The organism is Pseudomonas sp. IzPS59 (assembly GCF_014863505.1).
In the GTDB taxonomy this organism is placed as follows: domain Bacteria; phylum Pseudomonadota; class Gammaproteobacteria; order Pseudomonadales; family Pseudomonadaceae; genus Aquipseudomonas; species Aquipseudomonas kribbensis.
The window spans coordinates 2,714,633-2,733,186 of sequence record NZ_CP062251.1; the positions used below are offsets into that span (position 1 = coordinate 2,714,633).

The following is an 18,554-nucleotide window of genomic DNA, read 5'->3' on the forward strand; positions in this document are numbered from 1 at the left end:
CGTGTGTTGCAGCACTGCGCGAGGGACAAGGGAATGTTCTCACCTGCCAACCAGCCTCATTTCAACCTGACCATCGATGGCGCGGACAGCGATTTCCAGGTGCTGTCGTTCACCGGCCGGGAAGCCCTCAACACGCCCTTCGAATTCGAGCTGGAACTGGTCAGCGAAAAGGCCTCGATCAACCTCGAAAGCCTGCTGCACAAACTGGCGTTTCTTCAGCTGTCGCCGAGCGGCACCGGGATTCACGGGCTGATCTACAGCATCGCCCAAGGCGAAGCGGGCAAACGCCTGACCCGCTACAAGATCTCCCTGCGCCCGCAGCTTTCCTACCTCGCGCACCGCTTCAATCAGCGCATCTTCCAGCAGATGACCGTGCAGCAAATCATTAGCAAGGTGCTGGAAGAACACGGCATCCTCGCCAGCGATTACCACTTCCAGCTGAGCGCGATCTATCCCGAGCGCATCTACTGCACGCAGTACGACGAATCGGACCTGCACTTCGTCCAGCGCCTGTGCGAAGAGGAGGGGATTCACTACCACTTCCAGCACACGTCCAGCGGCCACAAACTGACCTTCGGCGATGATCAGACGGTGTTCCCGAAACTCGCGCCCGTGGCCTACCAGCAGGACTCCGGGCTGGTGGCGGACAAACCGGTGGTCAAGCGTTTCGGCCTGCGCCTGGCCACGCGCACCAGCCGCACCACGCGGCGCGATTACGACTTCGTCAAACCGAAGATCGAACTGGAAAGCGACGCCAAAAGCAGTGCCCAACCGGACCTGGAAGACTACGATTACCCGGGCCGATTCGTGGACCGCGAACGTGGCAAGCACCTGGCCAACCGCAACCTCGAACGCCACCGCAGCGACTATCGCCTGGCCGAGGGCAACAGCGACCAGCCGATTCTGGTCACGGGCCATTTTCTGGCCCTGACCGACCACGCCAACCCGACGTGGAACGACCTGTGGCTGCTCACCGAAATCTTCCACGAAGGCAAGCAGCCGCAAGTGCTGGAAGAGTCGGTCACCAGTGACACCACCGACGACAAGGACGATTTCCATCAGGGCTATCGCAACCGCTTCAACGCCATCCCCTGGGACGTGCCGTACCGTCCGCCGCTGGATCACCCGAAGCCCAAGGTCCTTGGCTCGCAAAGCGCCGTGGTCACAGGTCCCGAGGGCGAAGAAATCTTCTGCGACCAGTACGGCCGGGTGAAGGTGCAGTTCTTCTGGGACCGCGAAGGCCAGCACGACGACAAGACCACCTGCTGGATGCGCGTGGCCTCCAGTTGGGCCGCCGAAACCTTTGGCTCAATCAACATTCCGCGGGTCGGCATGGAAGTGCTGATCACCTTCCTCGAAGGCGATCCCGACCAGCCGCTGATCACCGGTTGCCTGTACCACGGCGCCAACCTGCCGCCGTACAAACTGCCGGACTTCAAGACCCTGGCCACGGTCAAGAGCAAGGAGTACAAGGGCAGCCGCGCCAACGAACTGCGCATCGACGACACCACCAGCGAAATCAGCATCGCGCTGCGCAGTGACCACGGTGCGAGTGCGATCAACCTCGGTTACCTGACCCACCCGCGCCCGAGCGGCGGCCAGCCTCGGGGTGAAGGTTTTGAGTTAAGAACCGACCGCCACGGCGCGGTGCGTGCCGGTGCCGGCCTGTTGATCACCACCGAACCGCGCCCGAACGAATCCAAACACCACAAGGACCTGCCGGAAACCGCCGAACGCCTGGCCACGGCCAGTGATCAACAGGACGGTTTCGCCACGCAGGCCAAAGAGCTTCAGGCTCAAGAGGCCGGTGATCAGGACGACGTGGCCAAGGCCTTGCACGCCCAGCACCAAGGCGTACTCGGCTCGGGACCTGCAAACCTCACCGCCAACGAATTTCCCGAATTCACCGAGCCGCATCTGGTGCTCGCCAGTCCGGCCGGCATCGCCCTGACCACACCGCGCTCCAGCCACATCGCCACCGGCGAACACCTGGCGCTGAGCAGCACCGGGCACACCAGTTTTTCCATCGGCAAACGCCTGCTGGCCAGTGCCAGTCGCGGCATGCGCCTGTTCGTGCAGAGCATGGGCTGGCGACTGGTGGCGGCCTCCGGCGACATCGACGTCAAGGCGCTGAAGGACAGCATCAACCTGCTGGCCAAACTCAACATCACCGCCAACGCCGACCGGATCACCATCACCGCCAAGACCGAACTGGTGATCCAGGGCGGCGGCAGCGCCACGACCTACAACGCCGGCGGCATCACCCACGCCACTAGCGGCCCGTACACCGCGCATGCGGCGAACTTCGCCTACACCGGCGCCAAAAGTCTGGCCGGTGTGTTCCCGGAACCGCCGAAACCGGGCAAGGGCAACCTCGAATTGTTCAACCAGTACGCCGGGCGTCAGGGCATCAAGGACGGCGATTACGAAGTCATCGATGCCTTGGGCAAGAGCATCAAGGGCAAGCTCGATGCGAAGGGCTTCGCCAGTGTTGCCGGCGCCGCACCGGGGCCGGCGCGCGTGCTGTTCGGCAAGGATCCGGCGGACACCTGGAGTGAAGGCAGCTACATCGGCAAGCCGGAATGGCCGTTGAATCCGCCGGGTGCCGAAGACGTGCCGAGTCAGGTGCAGGCGATGGTGGCGCAGGCGTTGCCGAGCAAGAACTGGGACATGTTGGAGAAGGGCAAGGAATTGGCACAGACAGGGATGGGTGCGATGCAAACGGCGCAGCAGGTGAAAGGTGTGATGCAGGGCGGGGCGGCAGGGTTGCCGAAGCTGGCGAGTGCGGCGATGCCGAGTGCGTCGGGGATTCTCGGGGCGGCGAGCAAGGCGGGCAAGTTGCCAACGCTTCCGGCTCCAGCCCTGCCAAAAACTTCTATTAAAACCCCGGGCCTGCCGGCGGGTGAGATGCTGTCATGACCACTGAAACTGCTGTTGTGAAACGTGAACCTCAAGTTGCGATCGTTCCACTCAATACCGTTGACATCAAGGATGTAGGACGTGGCGCTGCGGTTTTTGACGCATGGCTGCAATCGATCAGTGGTGGTGTGGTTACTTTGGATCGCATCAAGAATGTCGCGGGGGCCTTGCCTGTCATCGGTAACATCATGGCACTGGTCGATGCCTTGGGTGACATTGTAACTCTGGCCAAAAGCAAGCAACGTGAAGTGCTCGACTGGGTCAGTCTGGGCATCAACTTGATCGGTGTGCTGCCGGCACCGCCGACAATGGCTGCAGCTCGTATGAGTTTGCGCCCGACGCTGTTCCTTGTACGTCAGGAGTTACGCAATAGCGCCAAAATGCTGTTGGGTGATTCGATGATCGAGGTGTTGGTCGGGCATTTGAACGCCACAATTGTTGGTACCATCGATGACTTTGTAAAGCAGGCCCAACCCAAGCTTGCGGGTATTCTCAACGATGCGGGCGAACTGGGTCAGAGTGCAATTACCGAAATCGCCAAAGGTCTGGAGACAACGGTCAATGGCAATCTCAACGCTAAGGGTGATGTTCAGGCAGCCAGACAAAAGTTGAGCGCCGCAGGCGATCAGTTGCTCAATGATCCGAAAGCTGCGATCAGTAATATTTTTGGTGCAGCATTCAGTGCCTATAAAGCAGCTGGAAAAGGCGTAGCCAATAGTGCGGCGAAGAACCTTCTTCCGGAGCAAGCCAGGCAGTTAGTGATCAAACACACCACTTCGTTAAAAGCGCTGGGTCCAGAGTTGCGAAGCCAGCTGAGTAAATTGGCCGACCCTGGCACACGGCATTCAATCGGTTGGTTGATTCAGGTATTGAGCGGCGCTGTCACCAGTTTTCGCAAACGTCGTGGACACGGGCAAAGTGCAGTCCTCAAGCCAAATGCAACCACCCAAGCCAAGCATAAGGCCGGCGAAGGTCGTCTTGAAGCCAGCAGTCGTCAGGCACCGGCATCAGCGAATTGCAACAGCTGCAAAAACGGCGTCAAGGCAGGTACCGGAAACAGTATCAGCTTCGCTTTGGGGTCAGAAAGCCTCAGCCATGTTGACTTTCGTTTGCCTGGACCGTTTTCGATCGAGTGGGTGCGTACCTATAGTTCACGACTCGACGCTTACGATCAAGGTGAAATGGGCGCTCGGTGGATCACTGAATTTACGACGCGTCTGGACTGTGTCGACGAGGGGTTGCAGTTCCACGATATAGACGGCCGTAGTCATTTCTTCCCTTTACCGAAAGTCGGACAGTTTCATTACGACGCGATAGAAAACATCACGCTGGTTCGAGTAGATGAAACTGAGCTGCTGATATGCCGTGGCTTCGAGCGACGAGAGTCCTATGTTCGAAGTGGACAGCGTTATCTGTTGAGTGGCGTTGTCTTGCGTAGCGGTGCGGGTATCAAACTGCATTATGAGCACCGCCATGGGGACACGCCTGTGCTGTCCGACCTGATGACATATCAGGGCGATGTTACGAATGTCCTCACGCATATCGGCACAATGATGGATGAGCACGGGCGCCTTGCGGGGTTCTGGGAAATTTGCGAGGGTCAACCAGAGCGTCAACTGTGTGCGTATCAATACGACACCAACGGTGACCTCATTTTGGCTCAAGATGAGAATGGCGCAGTCTGGAATTATCAGTATCAACACCATCTGATCACACGCTATACGGATCGAACCGAACGAGGCATGAACATCGAGTGGCTTGGCCAGGGACCCGATGCCAAGGCCATTCGGGAATGGGCGGATGATGGCAGCTTCGACACCCGACTGGAATGGGACGAAAACATTCGTCTGACTTACGTGACCGATGCCCACGGAAACGAGACCTGGCACTACTACGACATCCTTGGCTACACCTATCGTATTCGTCACCCCGATGAGCGTTCCGAGTGGCTGTTCCGGGATGACGCAAAAAACCTGATCAGGCACGTGCATGCCAATGGCAGCACAGATCGTTATAGCTACGATGAGCGAGGTAATCTCCTCGAACATATTCGAGCCGACAACAGCGAAGTGCATTTCGCTTACGACGATCAAGACCTGTTGACCAAGATCAGTGATGCCGAGGGCGGACAATGGCAACACGGCTTTGATGATCAAGGCAATCTCGTCGAGACCACCGACCCGCTAGGGAACAAGACCGAGTACGCCTACAACGCGGCGGGCGTACCAGTCGCTATCAAAGATGCCAACGGAAACGAAAAAACCCTTGAATATAATGACCTTGGACAATTGGTCAAATACACCGACTGCTCTGGCAAGAAGAGTGCCTGGGAATACAACTCGCGTGGGCAGATGGTTTGTTTCACGGACGCCTGCGGTGAAAGCACTGAATACGAATACCGTGCAGGCCAGTTGGTACTGATCAGACATCCAGACGGTACCGAAGAGCGATTCGATCGTGACGCAGAAGGCCGGTTACTTGCGCATACCGATGGCCTCGCCCATTGCACTACCTGGCGTTACAGCACCGCAGGTCTGGTGATTGAACGAGTTGACGCAACTGAACAGATCCTGCGTTACAGCTGGGACACGTTGGGTCGGTTGACCGGGCTGGAAAACGAGAATGGTCGCTCCACGGTATTTCGATATGATTCGCTTGGACGTCTGTTGGCTGAAACAGGCGTCGATGGTCGTACCTCTCACTATCAGTACGATCTCGAAACCGGGCGTCTGGCACGCATCATCGACGGCGAGCGAATAGTTTCATTCAGCTATGACCCGATGGGGCGAGTGACAGGGCGTCAAGCCAGCCAGGGGGACCAGGTACAAAGTGAGGCATTCGCCTACGATGGTAACGGCAAGATGGTGTTGGCCGAAAACGCCGATAGCCGCCTGCAGTTCTTTCATGACCCAGCCGGCAATCTTCAGCGCGAGCACCATCACTATCTTACATTGGAAAAACCAGCCGTCGCCGTCTGGCGGCACGACTACGATGCGTTGAATCAACGTGTTGCGACCCTTCGTCCCGACGGGCATCGTGTCAGCTGGCTGACTTATGGCAGTGGTCACCTGTTGGGTATGCGGCTTGATGATCACGAGCTGGTCAACTATGAGCGCGACGACATGCATCGAGAGGTGGCTCGCCATCAGGGCAACCGCCTGGTGCAATCGCAAAAGTGGGATCCGTTGGGGCGCCTGCAGGAGCAGTTGATCGGTCGGAGCGATGACAAAGCGACCCTGCTCAAACGTGATTATCATTATGACGCTGCGGCGCAACTTTCCGGCATCAATGATTCGCGTCGCGGTGCTCACACCTATCTCTACGATCCTGTCGGGCGGTTGCTCAGCGCGATGACTCGCCATGGTGAGGAAACTTTCGCGTTCGATCCGGCGGGCAATCTGTTGGAGAACAAAGCCACAGAAATGCGCGGGCCGCTGGATCTGACCCCACAGCACAACAAACTGGCCGACAATGTGTTGCAGGAGTACGCCGGCACTCATTTCGAGTATGACAATCGTGGCAACATGATTCAGCGCTGGAAAAGCGACAATCGCAGCCAGATGAAATGGGACCTGTTTGATCGCCTCGTGCATTTCGAAGATAACCGCCTTGCGGTGGACTTTGCTTATGACGCGCTGGGCAGGCGCCTTTACAAAAAATCCGTTGCACACTTCAAACGCCGGCCGGAGGCGGGTTCTCAGTGGAATCGCAATGAATATTGTCGCGTACAGCGTGAACAGGGTTGCGGTTTTACGCTCTATGGCTGGGACGGTGATAATTTGGCCTGGGAGAGCAGCCCGGATGAAATGGATGGAACACCCGGTCGGACGATTCACTACGTTTTTGAACCCCAATCCTATGTTCCTCTGGCGCAGGCAGTACGTCATGTATCGATAAACCTGTCTGAAGTGCCTGAGTTCAATGGTGAATACAGTCTGGAAAATGACCCGGTCTGGAACAACGAATCCATCGCGACACCGTTTGATACGTTGGCCTGGTACCAATGCGATCATTTAGGAACACCACAGGAGCTGACGGATGCTCAGGGACAGATTGCCTGGAGTGCGCAGTACAAGGTTTGGGGCGTTGCCACGGAACAGCGTTCAGAATGGGCCCGACAACATGGGATCAAGAACCCGATAAGATTCCAGGGTCAGTATCATGATCATGAGACCGGTCTGCATTTAAATCGCTATCGATATTATGAACCCGAAACAGGACGCTTCATCAGTAAGGATCCTATTGGCCTCGCCGGTGGCTTGAACCTGTATCAATACGTGCTCAATCCATTGACTTGGGTTGATCCGCTGGGTCTCTCGGCCTCTTCGGATCTACCTCGCATGAAGGGAACGAGCACCCGTCGCGCAGGAAGTACATTGACCAATGCCGGTTTCACAAAAACCAACGATAATGGCATCAATCAGAAGTGGAAGCATCCCGATGGGTCAGAGGTCAGGGTTCATAAATACGGGAACCAGAATCCTTGCCCTTACAAGTCAGGCAATAACGCGCATATACATAAAGAAGACCCCTCCGGCAATCAGCTGGACGATCGTGGGTCGGTATCCACCGACCCAAACAAAACACACATCGGCATGCGCAACCCTGCCGACCTACCGACTGTTCGACACAGGCCCCACGGATCATGAGTTATGAATACAAGGTGGTGTTCGACGACACCACCTCTGCCAGCAAGGTAATGAAGGAAATAGAGGACAGCGATGCATGCGTTCGCGCGCAACAGCCTGGCGACCTCTACCTGAAAGATCAGTCGCTCAACAGCAGTGCTGATTATGACGCTCGAGTGATCTATGAAAGTGAGAGCGTTCTGTGGCTTCAGGTCAATTTCAAATCATTGAGCCTGTACCAAACCATGCTCTCGGCGTTGGGCGACAGCGACTATAGATGTCTTGAGGATGGTGATGACGATGAAGAGGTGCCGCTCAAGGAAGCATTTCGCATCAAGGGCAATGCTTGAAGAACGCTTGAGTTTCTGAATTGTGCGTCAGTGCAAATAGACAGGCCATGGTCAAAGGAATGACAACATGAAAGACGCAATCCGCCTCGGCGACTACACCACCCACGGTGGCAAGGTGCTCGAAGCCTTCTCCCGGACCGATCTCAACGGCAAGCCGATTGCCGGGGTCGGCCACATGGTCAGTTGCCCATTGTGCAAAGGGGTTTTCCCGATTGCCGAGGGCAGCAGCACCTACACCGTCGATGGCGTGCCCATCGCGCTCGACGGCATGAAAACCGCCTGCGGTGCAGCGTTGATCGCCAGTGGACCCAAAGGGGCCGTGGTCAGTTGAATCCATATCTGTGCATTGATTGCCATCTCCCATGAAGCGGCCTTTTCGGCGCGTCGTTTGAACAAAACACGCTTCAACCAAAACAAGCTTCACCTCAAAAAGAGCTCAAAACTCTCCACCATTTAAAGGAATAAATATGAAAACCGCTTCTTTGATTCTCGCCATGGCAGCCGCGTTTGGCACCCACTCGCTCGCCCACGCCGAAGGGCAAGACGCCGCCACCCTGAAAGGGATTTACGACAACGGTCGCAACATGTCAGGCCTGATCAAAAGCTGTGTCGACAAGGGATTCCTGAAAGCGGACAGCACCGAGAACGCCAACAAGATGGCTGCATTCGTTGGCAACATGCCGGGTGATTTCGACAAGCGTGACGGCGACAAGAACGAACAGTCTGGCCGTAAAGGCGAAGTGTTCACGGATGGGGAATACAAGAGCCTGGAAAGCAACCTGCCGCCGAACCTCACGCTCAAACAATGGTGCGAACAAGCGGATCAGGGCATGCGCGAAGGGCTGAAGCGCGTCGGTCTGTAGCCGTCAGCCGATTCAGGACCGACTGCAACGGCAAGTCGATTGCCGCAGTCGGTCTTCAGGTCAGTTGAGCCCCCGATAGACAGGCCTAAGCTAATGCAAAAAAGATATTTGTTCGGAGTTTTATATATCGTTTAGTTTTGTTTCACAGACGAATCAAAAGCATCAAACCGACAGACCCCCGATTGCCATGACGGCACACGCTGAATCGATCACAGGCTCTTCAGGTTTGATTCACACGGGAGTGAATCATGCCGCATACCTTGGACATCACCGCATTACCAACCCTTGATCTGTCGCAGCTCGACGGTACCTCGCAGCAGCGCCAGGCTTTTCTCGATGACCTGCGCCACGCCGCCCGAGATGTGGGTTTTTTCTATCTGACCGGCCATGGCATCGACGCCAACCTGCTCAATCAAGTTCAAGACCACGCACGCCAATTCTTCGCTTTGCCCGATAGCGAGAAAACCGCCGTCGGCATGATCAATTCGCCGCATTTTCGCGGTTACAACCGCGCCGCTTCCGAGATCACTCGCGGCCAGCCGGATCAACGTGAACAGTTTGATCTGGGCGCCGAGCGTGAGGTCTTGCCGCTGACGGCCGACAGTCCGCTGTGGGCGCGTCTGCAAGGTCCGAATCAATGGCCGCAGGCGTTGCCGCAACTCAAACCGTTGCTGCTCGACTGGCAGCAAGCGATGACCCATATGTCGCTGCGTCTGCTGCGTGCTTTTGCCCAGGCACTCGCGCTGCCGGAGAACGCCTTCGACCGGTTGTACGGTGACAAACCCAACGAACACATCAAGCTGATGCGCTATCCGGGGCAGTCCTCGACGGCGAGTAATCAGGGCGTCGGCGCGCACAAGGATTCGGGTTTCCTCAGTTTCCTGCTGCAAGACCGGCACGCCGGCCTGCAAGTGGAGATCGAAGAGGGGCGCTGGATCGACGCCTTGCCACGGGACAACACCCTGGTGGTCAACATCGGCGAGTTGCTGGAACTGGCAACCAACGGTTACCTGCGCGCCACGGTACATCGGGTGGTCTCGCCGCCGGCGGGGAGTGAGCGCTTGTCCATCGCGTTTTTCCTTGGCGCGCAACTCGACGCGGTGGTGCCGCTGTACCCGCTGCCGGCGGTGTTGCTGCGCGAAGCGCGAGGTCCGGCGAGCGATCCGCTCAATCCGCTGTTCCGCGATGTCGGCTGGAATTACCTCAAGGGCCGGCTGCGTTCGCACCCTGATGTGGCGCGTCGCTTCTATGCCGACGCCTTGCTGCCCGAAACAGCGGCTCGCAAGACCGCCAACGCCTGATCCATCACTCGCTAAAGGATTCTCCTCATGTTGAAAACAGCAGGTTTGACCCTGGCCGTCCTCGGCGCACTGGTGACTTCATTTGGCGCTCAAGCGCTGGAGCCATTGCGCGTTGCGGCCGACCCGGTGCCCCACGCGCAGATCCTCGCGTACATCCAGAAGCTTGATCCGCAACTGAACCTCAAGGTGATCGAAATCCCTCAAGGCGTGAACTCCAACGAGCTGCTGGTACACGGCGATGTGGACGCCAACTACTTCCAGCATCTGCCGTACCTGCAATCCCAGGAAAAGGCCCTCGGCGAGAAACTTGCGGTGGCCGCGACGGTGCATATCGAGCCGTTGGGCATTTACTCCCATCGCCACAAAACCTTCGCCCAGATGCCGGACAAAGGCACCGTCGCCGTACCGAACAACGTCACCAACCTCAGCCGTGCGCTGTACCTGTTGCAGGACAACGGCCTGATCAAGCTCAAGCCCGGTTTCAATGACCCGGCAGCCGATCAGGCAACGCCCAAGGACATCGCCGAAAACCCGAAACACTTGAAGATCCTCGAAATCGAATCGCCGCAACTGCCCCGCGCGCTGGACGACGTCGACCTGGCGGTGATCAACGGCAACTATGCGCTGGAAGCCGGGCTGGTACCGGCCAGGGATGCGCTCGGTCTGGAGAAGGCCGAACACAACCCGTACGCCAATATTCTGGTGACCACGCCGAAACTGGAGAACGATCCGCGCATCCAGCAACTGGCCAGGGACCTGACTTCGCCGCAAGTGGCCAAGTACATCGCCGAGAGCTTCAAGGGCTCGGTGATCCCGGTGGCGGATGCCAAGCCATGATCGTCGTCGAGCGGTTGAGCAAGACCTATCCGTCAGCATCGACCCCGGCGCTGGACCGGGTATCGCTGAGCATTCCCGATGGCGCGATCTACGGGATTCTCGGGCGCAGCGGCGCGGGCAAGTCGACGCTGCTGCGCTGCCTCAATCTGCTCGAACGTCCGGACGCCGGGCGGATTCTGCTGGACGGCGAAGACCTCACGGCACTGTCCGATCAGGAACTGCGTCGGCAGCGCCAGCGCATCGGCATGATCTTTCAGGGCTTCAATCTGCTGCATTCGCGCAACGTGTTCGACAACGTCGCGGTGCCGCTGGAAATCGCCAAAGTTGCCAGACCACAGCGTCATGAACGGGTTCGGGAACTGCTGGATCTGGTGGGCCTGAGCGACAAGGCTGAAGCCTTTCCTTCGCAACTTTCGGGTGGACAAAAGCAGCGGGTCGGGATTGCCCGGGCCCTGGCGGCGCGGCCGGCGTATCTGTTGTCGGATGAAGCCACCAGCGCGCTCGATCCGGAAACCACCGCTTCGATTCTGGAGCTGCTGCGCGACATCAATCGTCAGCTCGGACTGACCATCGTGCTGATCACTCATGAACTGGACGTGGTGCATTCGATCTGCGATCACGCCGCGTCCATGGCCAACGGAAGGCTGGTGGAGGCGGGCCCGGTCGCCAGATTACTGGCAACTCCGGATTCCGCGCTCGGTGCCTCTCTGCGGCCCAGTTGCGGATTGCCGCTGGGGCACGACGCGCCCGGTTTGAGTTTTCTACGGCAATACGGCGTACGGGCGGCCCACTCATGAACCGCGTGATCGACTGGAATGAAATCCTGCAACTGGTGCTCAACGCCACCGGCGAAACCCTGTACATGGTGCTGCTCGCCGGGCTGTTCACACTGTTGATCGGCCTGCCGCTGGGGGTGTTGCTGTTCATCAGCCGCCGTCAGGGTTTGTACCCGTTGCCCCGGATCAATCAGGCACTGGGCGCGATCATCAACCTTGGTCGCTCGCTGCCGTTCGTGGTGATGCTGATTGCCCTGATCCCGCTGACCCGTCTGGTGGTGGGCACCACATTGGGCAGTACCGCCGCCGTGGTGCCGATCACCATCGGCGCCTTTCCGTTTTTTGCGCGGATCGTCGAGAACGCCCTGGACGAAGTGGAAAAGGGCCGGATCGAAGCGATCCTCGCCATGGGCGGTGACATCCGCCACGTGATTTTCAAAGTGCTGCTGCCCGAAGCGCTGCCGGCCTTGTTGGCGGGCGTCACCCTGACGCTGGTGATGCTGATCGGTTTTTCCTCCATGGCCGGGGTTATCGGTGGCGGCGGACTGGGCGATCTGGCCATCCGTTATGGCTATCAGCGGTTCAACAATGAAGTGATGGTCGCCACTGTGGTGGTGCTGGTCATTCTCGTCCAGGGTGTGCAGAGCCTGGGTGATCGGCTGGTTCGTTCGCTGGCTCACCGACGTTAAGGAATCTTATGAGTGCACCTGTCGCCGTGGCCTCCGAGCCGCTGATTCGTGTCCGTGAGCTGAGCAAGACCTTCGGCTCGAACCGTGCGCTGGATCGGGTCAGCCTGGAGATTTTTCCCGCCGAAGTGGTGGCGTTGCTCGGCGCCAACGGCGCGGGCAAGTCAACGTTGGTTAAGATCCTCGCCGGTAGCCAGTCGGCCGACAGCGGCGAGATTCAGGTGGACGGTCAGCCTCGGCAATTCAACTCGCCGCTGTCCGCTCGGCGGGTCGGGATCGTCGCGGTTCATCAGCAGATCAACGAGGGCATCGCACCCGGTTTGAGCGTGGCGGAAAACCTGCTGCTCGACGAGTTGTGCCGCCCGGACGGCGACTTCTGGCTCAACCGCAAACGCCTGCTGGAACGTGCCGCGAGCATTGCCGCCGGCCTCGGGCTGGAGTTGCCGCTGGAGCAACCAATCGAACATTTGGGCCAGGCCGAACGGCAACTGGTGGTGCTGGCCCGCGCCTTCGCTCTGCAGCCACGGTTGCTGATTCTCGATGAGCCCACGGCGGCGCTGTCGGACGCCGAAGCACAACGCTTGTTCGGTCTGATCGACACGCTGCGCAGCCGGGGCGTGGCGATCATTTATATCTCCCATCGTCTGTCGGATCTGCAACGAGTGGCGGATCGCGCCATCGTCCTGCGTGACGGGCAACTGGCCGGCGAATTCAGTTCGCGGCAACTGCCTCAAGCGCTGGAAGCCATGCTCGGCCAGGCGCTGAAGGCGCATGTCTACACGCCGCGAGCCGCAGGGCGCGAAGTGCTGAAGCTGCGCGAAGTGAAACTGCTGCCACGCACGCAAGCGTTTGACCTGACCCTGCACGAAGGTGAAGTGGTGGTGCTGACCGGATTGCTCGGCGCCGGCAAGAGCGAGATCGCCGAAGTGCTGTTCGGTCTGCGCAAACCCTTGTCCGGGTCATTGCAACTGGACGGCGCCGACTGGCAGCCGGGCTCGCCGCGTCAGGCGATCCAGAGCGGCGTGTTCTTCGCCGCCGAAGACCGGGCCAGCCAATCGCTGGTGCCGGATTTTTCATTGCGCCGAACCCTGACCCTGCCGTTTCTCGAACGCTTCACCCGTGGTGGTTTCATCCGCAATCGTGCCGAAGCGGCAGCGGTGGAGGCGCAGGTCGCGGCGCTGGGGATCAAGACTGCCGGCATCGATGTGCCGATGAGCGCGCTGTCCGGCGGCAATCAACAGAAAGTCGTGCTCGGTCGCTGGCTGCTTGGCGAGGGCAGGGTGCTGATCCTCGACGAGCCGTTTCAGGGCGTAGACGTACGTGCCCGACGCGAGATCGGCCAGCTGTTGCGCAACAGCGCCGATGGCCGCGCCACGCTGGTGATCTGTGCGGATGTCGATGAAGCCCTGGAGATCGCCGACCGGATACTGCTGGTACGCGATCACGCGGTGGTCGCCGAGTACCCGCGTGCCGGTCTGGATCGCGCCGTTCTGGTCGCTGCGCTGGCCGGTGTCGATCCGCAGAATTCTTTTGTTCAAGCCGCGCCAAGGAGTAGAGCGAGTGCCTGATTCGAGTTCCCTGTTGTCATCCGCGCCGGCGACGTCCGAGCGCTTCGTGCAGGCGCTGATTCGCTACGGCCTGCTGTGGGTGCTGGCATTGATCGTGGTGTTTTTCAGTGTGGCGGAGCCGGCGTTTCTGCGGGTCGGCAACCTGTTCAGCATCTTGCAGTCGGTGTCGATTGTCGCGTTGTTGGCGTTGGGCGTGACCCTGACCATGGCTGTCGGCGGGTTGGATCTGTCGATCGGCGCGGTGGCCGCCATGAGCCTGATGATCGCCAGTTACGTGATGGTGGTGCTCGGTTGGGGCGCGCTGCCGGCGGTGCTGATCAGTCTGGCGGGCGGCGCGTTGGTCGGGCTGCTCAACGGCTGGCTGATCGTGAAGATGCGCGTGCCGGACATTCTCGCGACGCTGGGCAGCATGTTTCTGGTGATCGGCGTGCAACTGATTCCCACGGGCGGGCGCTCGATTGCGGTGGGCATGACCCTGCCCAATGGCGATGAAACCGAAGGCTCGTTCAGTGCGCTGTTTCTTGCGCTTGGACGTGGACGGCTGTGGGACGTGGTGCCGGTTCCGGTGTTGATCACGGCGGTTGTCGCGCTGGCGGTGTGGCTGTTTCTCGAACGTACGCGCATCGGCCGGTTGTTCTATGCGATTGGCGGCAACGAGCAGGCGGCGCGCCTGGCCGGTGCGCCGGTGCAGCGCTTCAAGTTGCTCGCTTACGTGTTTTCGGCGCTGCTGGCCTCGCTCGGTGGAGTGTTGCTGGCGGCGCGGTTGGGGCGCGGCGATGTCAGCTCCGGCAACGGTCTGGTGCTGGATGCGCTCGGCGCTGCGCTGATCGGTTTTGCCGTGCTCGGGGCGAAGAAGCCCAACGCGTTCGGCACGCTGGTCGGTGCGCTGCTGGTGGCGTCGTTGCTCAACGGCCTGACCATGCTCAACGCACCGTATTACGCACAGGATTTCGTCAAGGGACTGGTGCTGGTGCTGGCCCTGATGTTCACCTTCGGCCTCGCGCATCGGGCGCGCTGAGCCGGTTCATTGATGCTTCAAGGAAAGATCCATGCACGGTTCAATCAAGCAGTTCGCACGTCATTGCCTCACCGGTGCCTTGCTATCGGCACTGGCGCTGAATGCCCAGGCCAAAGCCTTGCCGGGGGCGCCGGCACCGTTCGATAAAGGTCAGGTACAAATTGCGCTGGTGGGGTATCTGTTTTCCGGGGATTTCCCTGAAGCCTACCTGCGCGGCGTCGAGAAACAGACCGAAGCGCTGGGCGCCAACCTGCGGGTATTCGATGCCCGGCAACAGGCGGCCAGCCAGGGCGAGATGATCGATCAGGCGGCCGACCTTGGCGTTGACGGGATCATCGTGCAACTGGGTCTGGCCGAAACCCTCAAGGGGCCGATTGACCGGGCTCTTGCCAAAGGCATCAAGGTCGTCGCGTTCGACGTCGATCTGAACACGCCGCAGGTGACTCAAGTCGAGCAGGACCACCACGCACTGGCGCGTCTGGCACTCGATCAAGCGGTGAAGGACAACGGCACCCGCTTCGACGCCGGGTACGTTTACATCAGCGGTTTCACACCGATGGAGCGTCGCGACGAGATCTGGAGCCAGGTCAAAAAGAGTAATCCGGGGATCATCGAGAAGGCGCGGTTCGGCACGCTCAATCCGCCAATTGCCAACTCCGTGGCCGATCAGGCCAGCGCCGTGCTGCGGGCCAATCCGGGGATCAGCGTGATCTTCGCGCCGTTCGACGAGTTCGCCAAAGGCGCGAAGATCGCCGTCGATGAGGCGGGCCTGAGCAGCAAGGTGAAGATCTACAGCGCCGACATTTCCACCGCCGACATTCAAATCATGAAGGAACCCGACAGCGCCTGGGCGGCGACGGCGGCGGTCAATCCGCAAGTGGCCGGCGCGATCAGCGTGCGCAGCCTGGCGCTGCTGATCGCCGGCGAGAATCCGGGGCACAAGGTGCTGGTGCCGCCGACCCTGATTACCCGCCAGCAGTTGCTGGATCTGGATGTGAAAAACGTCCGCGATCTGGGACAGAAACTGCCGTCCTTCGGTGATACCGCCAACGTCGCGCGGGCGCCGTGGATTCCTGTGGCGAACTGAAAATCCCAACCCCCAAAAAACTACAGCAGACATATGCCGTGCACTGACTGACGACTCCTTTTTTGTCGGCAGCGGACGGGTATTAGCTGCGATAAAAGGAGCTGTCACATGGTTCACCGTTCCCGTTCATTACTGGCTGTCGCTGTTGTCAGTGCGATCTGGCAACTTCCTGCGCAGGCCGAGGGCACTTCCACCCACGTTGACGATGACACACGGCTGGGCACCGTGCTGGTCACCGGCACCCGAGGCACGGCGCGCACAGTACTGGATTCGCCAGTGCCGGTGGATGTGCTGACCGCCGAAGACCTCAAGTCCGCCGGTGCCGCCGACGGCGAACTGGGGGCGGCGTTGCAGACGCTGTTGCCGTCGTTCAGCCTGCCACGCCAGTCCAACTCCGGCGGCGCCGACCATGTGCGTGCCGCGCAACTGCGGGGTATGAGCCCGGACCAGGTGCTGGTGTTGGTCAACGGCAAGCGCCGGCACACCTCGGCGGTGGTCAACGACTCGTCGAAAATCGGTCGCGGCACGGCACCGGTGGACTTCAACTCGATCCCGATCAGCGCCATCAAACGCATCGAAGTGCTGCGTGACGGCGCCGGTGCGCAGTACGGTTCCGACGCGATTGCCGGGGTGATCAACATCATCCTCGACGATGCCCTGGAGGGCGGTGAAATCTCCACCAGTTATGGCGCCTACCACACCCATCAGGACGCCATCGACCGCACCACCACCGATGGCCAGAACAGTGTGACCACCGCCAAGATCGGCACCCGGCTGGGCGAGGAGGGCGGGTTCATTCGTGGCGGTACCGAGTACAAGAATCGCAATCCGACCAACCGCGCCGGCTTCGACGGTTTTGCCGACACGCCGGGCCAGCGTAACTACGTGATGGGCGATGGCCTGGCGCGGGACGTGAACCTGTGGTTCAACAGTGAGTTGCCGCTCGCCGGCGGCAAGGCCTACAGCTTCGGTACCTACAACCAGCGCCATACAACCGGCGCCGAGTTCTACCGTTATCCGTCGGAGCAGCCGCAGTTCTATCCCAACGGCTACCTGCCGCAATCCCTGGGCGACAACACCGACATATCCGCCACTGCCGGTTTCAAAGGCCTGATCGGCGACGACTGGGATTTCGACAGCAGCCTGACCCATGGCCGTAACCGCTTCGAATCGGCTACCCGCCGCACCCTCAACGTCAGCCTCGGTGCGGACTCGCCGACCCGTTTTGACACCGGCGATTACGAGCTGCGCCAGACCACGGCCAACCTGGATTTCAGTCGCGAACTGCGCCTCGGCGGCCGCTCGTTCGTGCTGGCGCTGGGCGGCGAATATCGCTACGAAAATTACCTGACGTTCGCCGGTGACGAGGCTTCTTACATAGGCTCCGGGGCTGACGGCGCCAACGGTTTGCGCCCGAGCGAAGAATCGGATCTGGATCGCAACGTGTTCGGCACTTACGCCGAATTGTCCGGTGATCTCACCGACCGTTTCTTCGTCGACGCCGCCACCCGCTGGGAGCATTACGACGATGCCGGCAGCAAACTCACCGGCAAGCTCAGTGGTCGCTACAAATTGACCGAGCAGTGGGCGGTGCGGGGCGCGGTATCGAACAACTTCCGTGCACCTTCGCTGGCGCAGAGCGGTTTCCAGAACACCACCAGCAACTTCGGCGAGGGCGGCACGCTCACCGACATTCGTGTGCTGTCGGTCAATGATCCGATTGCCCGGGCACTGGGGGCGCAGAAGCTCGATCCGGAAACCTCGAACAACTACAGCCTCGGCCTGACCTTCCAGCTGAACGATCGCTTCGATGCGTCGCTCGATGTGTTCCGCATCGACGTCAAGGATCGCATCACGCTGTCCCAGCGCATCGGCAGCGATGCCCTGGAAAGCTATATCAACGACAACTTCGGCGTGCCGGGCGTGCACGACGTCAACTTCTTCACCAATGCCGCCGACACCAGCACCCACGGTGCGGAACTGGTGCTCAACTACCATCAGCCGTTCTACGAAGGGCAACTGGGCCTGACCACCGCGTACACTTACAACCACACCAAGGTCACCAGCACCAAGGGCACGCCGTCGCAGCTGACTGCGCTGGGGATCGGCAACGATGCGCTGGTGGGCGTCGAGGAAACCAACACCCTGACCGATGCGGCACCCAAGGATCGTTTTGTGTTTTCCGCCAACTGGGTCAGCGAACACTGGGGTTTGCTCGGCCGTCTGACCCGTCAGGGCGAGACCACCCGGGTGTTCGATTTCGGCGATTCGCAGCCCGAGCAAACCTATGGCGCGGTGTGGCAGCTGGATGCCGAGGTGACCTACAAATTCACCCCGAAATTCAACATTGCCCTGGGCGGCAACAACTTGACCGACAACTACCCGGAGCGCTCCGGCTCGGCCATCAACTACGGCGGCAATCTGCCGTACGACGTGCTTTCGCCGATCGGCACCAACGGCGCTTACTACTACGCTCGCGCCACTTACGGCTTCTGAGATTTGCCGCCATGGATGGCGGACC

Annotated in this window: 13 protein-coding genes; all 13 read left to right on the forward strand. The window is 59.8% G+C overall.

The annotated features are described in order from the left end of the window. Nucleotides 1-33: 33 nt before the first annotated feature. The 13 genes from IF189_RS12075 to IF189_RS12135 all read left to right on the forward strand — a co-directional run bounded on the left by IF189_RS12075 (nt 34) and on the right by IF189_RS12135 (nt 18,529). Complete coding sequence (locus tag IF189_RS12075) at nt 34-2,919, forward strand: type VI secretion system tip protein VgrG (RefSeq protein ID WP_192552041.1); 2,886 nt, start codon at nt 34-36, stop codon at nt 2,917-2,919. Then, nucleotides 2,916-7,568 carry an RHS repeat-associated core domain-containing protein gene (locus tag IF189_RS12080; protein WP_134826547.1) on the forward strand — a complete coding sequence of 1,551 codons (4,653 nt, stop codon included), beginning with the start codon at nt 2,916-2,918 and terminating at the stop codon, nt 7,566-7,568. Before IF189_RS12075 ends, IF189_RS12080 begins: the two co-directional genes overlap by 4 nt. Next, a complete protein-coding gene (locus tag IF189_RS12085; RefSeq protein ID WP_134826548.1) occupies nt 7,565-7,897 on the forward strand; it encodes a hypothetical protein in 333 nt (110 codons plus the stop codon). The genes IF189_RS12080 and IF189_RS12085 overlap by 4 nt, the downstream gene beginning before the upstream one ends. A 67-nt stretch (nt 7,898-7,964) precedes the next feature. Further along, nucleotides 7,965-8,228, forward strand: a complete 264-nt coding sequence (locus IF189_RS12090; RefSeq protein WP_134826549.1) for a PAAR domain-containing protein — start codon at nt 7,965-7,967, stop codon at nt 8,226-8,228. Nucleotides 8,229-8,364: 136 nt separating this feature from the next. After that, the gene (locus IF189_RS12095) at nt 8,365-8,760 is read left to right on the forward strand and encodes a hypothetical protein (RefSeq protein WP_114882430.1); all 396 of its coding nucleotides are present in this window, start codon (nt 8,365-8,367) and stop codon (nt 8,758-8,760) included. A gap of 248 nt (nt 8,761-9,008) precedes the next feature. After that, nucleotides 9,009-10,061 carry an isopenicillin N synthase family dioxygenase gene (locus tag IF189_RS12100; protein ID WP_192553386.1) on the forward strand — a complete coding sequence of 351 codons (1,053 nt, stop codon included), beginning with the start codon at nt 9,009-9,011 and terminating at the stop codon, nt 10,059-10,061. A 27-nt stretch (nt 10,062-10,088) separates the two neighbouring features. After that, nucleotides 10,089-10,898, forward strand: a complete 810-nt coding sequence (locus tag IF189_RS12105) for a MetQ/NlpA family ABC transporter substrate-binding protein (protein WP_192553387.1) — start codon at nt 10,089-10,091, stop codon at nt 10,896-10,898. Beyond that, entirely contained in the window at nt 10,895-11,695 is an 801-nt protein-coding gene (locus tag IF189_RS12110) for a methionine ABC transporter ATP-binding protein (RefSeq protein WP_192553388.1), read from the forward strand. Before IF189_RS12105 ends, IF189_RS12110 begins: the two co-directional genes overlap by 4 nt. After that, nucleotides 11,692-12,363, forward strand: a complete 672-nt coding sequence (locus tag IF189_RS12115) for a methionine ABC transporter permease (RefSeq protein WP_085733994.1) — start codon at nt 11,692-11,694, stop codon at nt 12,361-12,363. The genes IF189_RS12110 and IF189_RS12115 overlap by 4 nt, the downstream gene beginning before the upstream one ends. Before the next feature lie 8 nt (nt 12,364-12,371). After that, nucleotides 12,372-13,928, forward strand: coding sequence for a sugar ABC transporter ATP-binding protein (locus IF189_RS12120; protein ID WP_134826553.1), 1,557 nt, complete (start codon nt 12,372-12,374; stop codon nt 13,926-13,928). After that, a complete protein-coding gene (locus IF189_RS12125) occupies nt 13,921-14,946 on the forward strand; it encodes an ABC transporter permease (RefSeq protein WP_134826554.1) in 1,026 nt (341 codons plus the stop codon). Before IF189_RS12120 ends, IF189_RS12125 begins: the two co-directional genes overlap by 8 nt. A gap of 31 nt (nt 14,947-14,977) precedes the next feature. Next, nucleotides 14,978-16,033 carry a substrate-binding domain-containing protein gene (locus IF189_RS12130; RefSeq protein WP_134826555.1) on the forward strand — a complete coding sequence of 352 codons (1,056 nt, stop codon included), beginning with the start codon at nt 14,978-14,980 and terminating at the stop codon, nt 16,031-16,033. A 108-nt stretch (nt 16,034-16,141) separates the two neighbouring features. Continuing rightward, nucleotides 16,142-18,529, forward strand: coding sequence for a TonB-dependent receptor plug domain-containing protein (locus tag IF189_RS12135; protein ID WP_192553389.1), 2,388 nt, complete (start codon nt 16,142-16,144; stop codon nt 18,527-18,529). Nucleotides 18,530-18,554 lie beyond the last annotated feature (25 nt).

Coding starts and splice junctions, on each gene's coding strand:
- IF189_RS12075 (WP_192552041.1), top strand. CDS start 34: ATGTTCTCACCTGCCAACCAGCCTCATTTCAACCTGACCATCGATGGC.
- IF189_RS12080 (WP_134826547.1), top strand. CDS start 2,916: ATGACCACTGAAACTGCTGTTGTGAAACGTGAACCTCAAGTTGCGATC.
- IF189_RS12085 (WP_134826548.1), top strand. CDS start 7,565: ATGAGTTATGAATACAAGGTGGTGTTCGACGACACCACCTCTGCCAGC.
- IF189_RS12090 (WP_134826549.1), top strand. CDS start 7,965: ATGAAAGACGCAATCCGCCTCGGCGACTACACCACCCACGGTGGCAAG.
- IF189_RS12095 (WP_114882430.1), top strand. CDS start 8,365: ATGAAAACCGCTTCTTTGATTCTCGCCATGGCAGCCGCGTTTGGCACC.
- IF189_RS12100 (WP_192553386.1), top strand. CDS start 9,009: ATGCCGCATACCTTGGACATCACCGCATTACCAACCCTTGATCTGTCG.
- IF189_RS12105 (WP_192553387.1), top strand. CDS start 10,089: ATGTTGAAAACAGCAGGTTTGACCCTGGCCGTCCTCGGCGCACTGGTG.
- IF189_RS12110 (WP_192553388.1), top strand. CDS start 10,895: ATGATCGTCGTCGAGCGGTTGAGCAAGACCTATCCGTCAGCATCGACC.
- IF189_RS12115 (WP_085733994.1), top strand. CDS start 11,692: ATGAACCGCGTGATCGACTGGAATGAAATCCTGCAACTGGTGCTCAAC.
- IF189_RS12120 (WP_134826553.1), top strand. CDS start 12,372: ATGAGTGCACCTGTCGCCGTGGCCTCCGAGCCGCTGATTCGTGTCCGT.
- IF189_RS12130 (WP_134826555.1), top strand. CDS start 14,978: ATGCACGGTTCAATCAAGCAGTTCGCACGTCATTGCCTCACCGGTGCC.
- IF189_RS12135 (WP_192553389.1), top strand. CDS start 16,142: ATGGTTCACCGTTCCCGTTCATTACTGGCTGTCGCTGTTGTCAGTGCG.